The 4,808-nt window shown below is 71.0% G+C and carries 6 protein-coding genes; 4 read left to right on the top strand and 2 right to left on the bottom strand.

Annotated features, from left to right (window positions below; all coding sequences use genetic code 11):
- Positions 1 to 157: 157 nt before the first annotated feature.
- Positions 158 to 706 (bottom strand): WhiB family transcriptional regulator, encoded by a 549-nt coding sequence (locus ACLN58_RS17870; RefSeq protein WP_415856593.1) that lies wholly within the window; start codon positions 704 to 706, stop codon positions 158 to 160.
- A gap of 291 nt (positions 707 to 997) precedes the next feature.
- Between ACLN58_RS17870 and ACLN58_RS17865 the strand changes: the two genes are divergently transcribed.
- Positions 998 to 1,687 carry a TIGR03089 family protein gene (locus tag ACLN58_RS17865; RefSeq protein WP_415856592.1) on the top strand — a complete coding sequence of 230 codons (690 nt, stop codon included), beginning with the start codon at positions 998 to 1,000 and terminating at the stop codon, positions 1,685 to 1,687.
- Between the two features lie 12 nt (positions 1,688 to 1,699).
- Here ACLN58_RS17865 and ACLN58_RS17860 read toward each other — a convergent pair whose 3' ends face one another.
- A complete protein-coding gene (locus ACLN58_RS17860) occupies positions 1,700 to 2,254 on the bottom strand; it encodes a GtrA family protein (protein WP_415856591.1) in 555 nt (184 codons plus the stop codon).
- 247 nt (positions 2,255 to 2,501) lie between these two features.
- On the opposite strand from ACLN58_RS17860, the gene ACLN58_RS17855 reads away from it, so the two are divergent.
- The 3 genes from ACLN58_RS17855 to manA all read left to right on the top strand — a co-directional run.
- Entirely contained in the window at positions 2,502 to 3,695 is a 1,194-nt protein-coding gene (locus tag ACLN58_RS17855) for a 5-(carboxyamino)imidazole ribonucleotide synthase (protein ID WP_415856590.1), read from the top strand.
- Positions 3,692 to 4,240 carry a 5-(carboxyamino)imidazole ribonucleotide mutase gene (gene purE, locus ACLN58_RS17850; RefSeq protein WP_415856589.1) on the top strand — a complete coding sequence of 183 codons (549 nt, stop codon included), beginning with the start codon at positions 3,692 to 3,694 and terminating at the stop codon, positions 4,238 to 4,240. The genes ACLN58_RS17855 and purE overlap by 4 nt, the downstream gene beginning before the upstream one ends.
- A partial coding sequence (gene manA / locus ACLN58_RS17845; protein WP_415856588.1) for a mannose-6-phosphate isomerase, class I occupies positions 4,240 to 4,808 on the top strand: 569 nt, incomplete at its 3' end. The genes purE and manA, both read left to right, overlap by 1 nt.

Below are 4,808 nucleotides of genomic sequence, written 5' to 3'. Positions count from 1 at the left end.
CGCAGGAGCTCGCCGGAGCCGTCCCGGGAGCGGGAATCGGCTCCGAGCACCACGTCGGGCCGCCTGTGCTGAGCGGCAACCGCGGCGAGGGTACGCGGAAGGTGGGCTGCGCCGTCGTGCGCAACGACGACTGCGGTGACGTGCACGCCGTCCAGGATCAGACCGCCCGCTTGCGGAGCCGCCGGCGCTCGCGCTCGGAGAGCCCGCCCCAGATGCCAAACCGCTCGTCGTTCTCGAGAGCGTAGTCAAGGCACTCAGATCGCACGGTGCACGAGCTGCACACCTTCTTGGCGTCCCGGGTCGAACCGCCCTTCTCCGGGAAGAACGCCTCGGGGTCCGTCTGCGCGCACAGCGCGTCGACCTGCCACGCCAGCTCACCCTCGACCGGCGCCGCGGGGCGCAGGAGGGTCAGCCAGATCGGCTCGGCCGGCCGTGGGGCCGGCTGCCGGTCGAGGAGCGAAACGACTTCGGCGTCGCGGTCCTCCTCCGGCTCGTCGGCCTCGTCGTCATGGTCATATGCTGCGTGCTCGGCCAGAAACGCTGTCGCCGCGTCTTCGAGCACTGCCGCCGACATCTCGCGGTAGCGCTCGCCCGCCTCAGGGTCCGCCGGGTCCACGTACCAGTCCGCGGGGATTCCCCGAGGCTGGTGGCCCAGCGCCTGTGCGGCCGCTGCTGTATCGTTCTGGAAACGCTCCGCCTGTCCCACGGTGCTCCTCCTTGGTGGTTCGTTCTGCACTGGCCTCCCAGTTGAGGCCGCGGAGTCCGGAAGGCTTCCGGAACCGGCCCCCAAATGCCGGTGCAGTTACTGTCCAGTCCTAATTACACGCGTGTAAGTCGAGTGGAGTCAAGCGCGGGGCGGAGATTGTATCCGTCCAATTTCCGTGGGACGTGTACGCCACGCCCGACCGCGGGTCGCGCCCGCACCGTTGCGCCGTCACCTCACACGGTGTACGTGGCGGCGCGACGGAAGGCGCCGCGAGGGGGACAGAATAGATCCATGGACTCCACGGTCACCGCACTGCTCCACCGACTCCGTAGTGGCAACTCGTCCGCGCCCCGGCTCACGTGGTACGGCCCGGACGGCGAACGCGTCGAGCTGTCCGGACGCGTTCTCGACAACTGGGCGGCGAAGTCGTCGAACCTGCTCGTCGAGGAACTCGACGCGGAGCCCGGCACGCGCTTCCGGCTCGACCTCCCGGGGCACTGGAAGAGTGCCGTGCTGGCCCTCGCGGGCTGGCAGGCAGGAGGCGTGCTCGTGGACGGCGAGGCGGACATCGTCTTCTCGGCCGAGCCGAGCTCCGGCCCGGCCGCGGGCGCGGCCCAAGTAGCGGTGGCGCTCGGCGCGCTCGACCTCTCGTTCACGGACACGCTCGGGCCGGGGCAGCTGGACTACGCGGCGCTCGTGCGCCAGTTCGCGGACTCGTTCGATCCGTTCGACGAGCCATCTGCGGACGACGGCGCCGCCCACCTCGGCGGGGAAGCCTTCAGCCAGGCTGAGCTGCTAGAGCGCTTCGCGGCGCCCTCCGAACCTGGTGCGCGCGTGCTCGTCGACGCGTCGCGGCCGCTGCCCGAGGTGCTCGCGTCCCTGCTCGGAGCCTGGGCGGCGGACGGCTCGGCAGTCCTCCGCCACGGCACGGTCGCGGACACGCCGCGGCTGCGCCAGGCAGAGCGCATCACGGCCGGCTGAGCGGCCGCGGAACTAGTTTTCGGACCGGTCGCTGGGCCCCGCGACAGACTCCGCGGCAACGGACGCGTGCTCGTGGTGGCCTTCGATGATCTCGTGGTCGCCCTCGTAGCCCGGCTCTGCGTCGAGCTCTTCGTTGAAGACCCAGAATCGGTACGCGAAGAAGCGGAAGATCGTGCCGAGGATCAGGCCCACGATGCTTCCCGCGACGAAGATCGACACCTTGTCCGTCATGAGGAGCACGTACTTGGCGAAGGCGACGCAGCCAGCGGCGATCAGCAGGCCCACGCCGTTCATGATCGCAAACAGGACGGCCTCGCGGATCACGTTGGCCTGCTTGCGGTGCCGGAACGTCCAGTAGCGGTTCGCGACCCACGAGAAGATGCTCGCCACGATCGTCGCGATCGACTTCGCCCAGACCTCGCCGCTGTGCAGAGGGCCGTTGAGGAGCCAGATGAAGATCGCGGAGTCCACCACGAACGCAAGGCCGCCGACCGTGCCGAACTTCGCGACCTCCCGCCAAAACAGCGAGACGAGACCGCTCAATCGATCCGAAATGGCGTTGATCATGTTCCTCCGGGGACGTTCGTTCACCGCCGCCCGCGTGATATGAGCCCTCCCGGAGGGCACACCGGCCCCCGTCGAGGGCCCCGGCACCGGGGACGCTCAAACCACCATTCTACGCGGCCCCTCGAAGCGACCCTCAGGTTGTCCACAGCATTCACAGGTGAAGCTGCTCCCATACAGGCGGATCCGCTCCCTTCGGGTGCGCTTCTCCCCTTCGGATCAGTCTGCTCCCGTTCGGTAGGCTGGGCGGGTGAGTTTTCCTGTGATCGGTGTCGTCGGCGGCGGGCAGCTGGCCCGCATGATGGCCCCTCCCGCCACCGCCCTTGGGCTCGAACTGCGCGTCCTCGCCGAGGCCGAGGACGTCTCGGCCGTCCCGGCCGTTCCGAGCGCGCCGGTGGGCGACTACCGCAACCTCCACGACCTCCGCGAGTTCGCCCGCGGCGTTGACGTCCTCACGTTCGACCACGAGCACGTCCCGACCGAGCACCTCCTGGCCCTCATGGCCGAGGGCGTCAACGTGCAGCCGGGCCCCGCCGCGCTCGTCCACGCGCAGGACAAGCTGCGCATGCGCGCCGCCGTCGACCGCCTCGGCCTCCCCAACCCGCGGTGGGCCGCCGTGCACCACGTCGAGGACCTCATCGCGTTCGGCGACGAGATCGGCTGGCCGATCGTGCTCAAGACGCCGCGCGGCGGCTACGACGGCAAGGGCGTCCGTGTGCTCGGCTCGCCGGCGGACGCCGCCGCATCCATCGACTGGTTCGGTGCCATGTCGCCGCTCCTGGCGGAGGAGATGGTCCCGTTCACGCGCGAGCTCTCGGTGCTCATCGCGCGGACTCCGAGCGGCGCAGCGCGGGCTTGGCCGGTCGCGTACACCATCCAGGTCGACGGCGTGTGCGACGAGGTCATCGTGCCGGCCCCTGGCCTCGACCCGGCCGTCGCGGAGGCCGCGCAGGGCGCCGCCCTCGCCATTGCGAACGATCTCGGCGTGACGGGAGTCATGGCCGCCGAGCTCTTCGAGACGCCCGGCCGCGGCGCCGGCTTCCTGATCAACGAGCTCGCGATGCGCCCGCACAACACGGGCCACTGGACGCAGGACGGGTGCGTCACGAGCCAGTTCGAACAGCACCTCCGCGCGGTCCTCGACCTGCCCCTCGGCGGAACCCGCGTGCTCGGCGAGTGGGCCGTCATGAAGAACATCCTCGGCGGCGCGAATGCCGACCTGTACGCCGCGTACCCCGCCGCGCTCGCCGCCGACGCCGACGCGAAGGTGCACACCTACGGCAAGTCGGTGCGGGACGGGCGGAAGATCGGGCATGTCAACCTCGTGGGTGCGCCCGGCTCGACCCCGGCGGAACTCCGCGCGCGCGCAACGAGGGTCGCCACGATCGTCCGCGACGGCGCCGAGTCCACAGAATTGACCGACCCCGCGAAGGAGAGCGCATGACTGCCCCGGCCGCTGACCATTCCCACGAGACAGGCCCGCTCGTCGGCCTCGTCATGGGGTCCGACTCCGACTGGAACGTCATGGAGGCCGCGGCCGAGGCGCTCGCCGAGTTCGGCGTGCCGTTCGAGGCGGACGTGGTCTCTGCGCACCGCATGCCGCACGAGATGATCGCGTATGGAGCGTCCGCGCGCGAGCGCGGGCTCCGGGTGATCATCGCGGGCGCGGGCGGCGCCGCCCACCTTCCGGGCATGCTCGCGTCCGTCACGACGCTGCCGGTCATCGGAGTTCCCGTCCCGCTCAAGACCCTCGACGGCATGGACTCGCTCCTCTCGATCGTGCAGATGCCCGCCGGCGTCCCCGTCGCGACGGTCTCGATCGGCGGGGCGCGCAACGCGGGCCTGCTCGCCGTGCGGCTCCTCGCCGCCGGCACGGACGAGCTCGCCGAGCGGCTCTCCGGCGACCTCACGCGATTCGCGGACGAGCTCAAGGCCACGGCCTCGCGCAAGGGCGAGTCCCTCCGCCGCAAGGTATCGGAGGTCTTCTGATGCACCTTCTGCTGAACACGCTGCGCCCCTACGCATGGGGTTCCCGCACGGCCATCGCCCAGCTCCTCGGCCGCGAGCCGAGCGGCGGCCCCGAAGCTGAGCTCTGGATCGGCGCCCACCCGGACTCTCCCTCCCGTGTCGCCGCACCCGTCGACGGCGAACGGGAGCACCTCGACTCCGGCCTCGACGAGCTCATCGCGCGTGATCCGGGCTCCGCCCTCGGCGCGGCGAGCGTCGAGGCGTTCGGGCCTCGCCTGCCGTTCCTGCTCAAGGTCCTCGCGGCCGCCCACCCGCTCTCGCTGCAGGTCCACCCCACCCTCGAGCAGGCCCGGGCGGGGTTCGCGGCCGAGGAGGCGGCGGGCGTCGACCGCGCCGCGGCGGACCGGAACTACAAGGACGACAACCACAAGCCCGAGATGATCTTCGCGCTCACGCCGTTCGAGGCGCTGTGCGGCTTCCGCTCCCCCGCGGAGGCTGCCGTGCGCTTCGAGGAGCTCACCGCGCTCCTCGCGGGCGAGGACGCGGCCGAGGTCACGGAGCAGGTCGCCGAGCTCCTGCGCGGGCCCGA

This window comes from Sinomonas sp. G460-2, assembly GCF_047759905.1.
Taxonomy (GTDB): domain Bacteria; phylum Actinomycetota; class Actinomycetes; order Actinomycetales; family Micrococcaceae; genus Sinomonas.
Note: the sequence above shows the minus strand (reverse complement) of the source record. Positions and strands in the feature narration are given on the sequence as shown.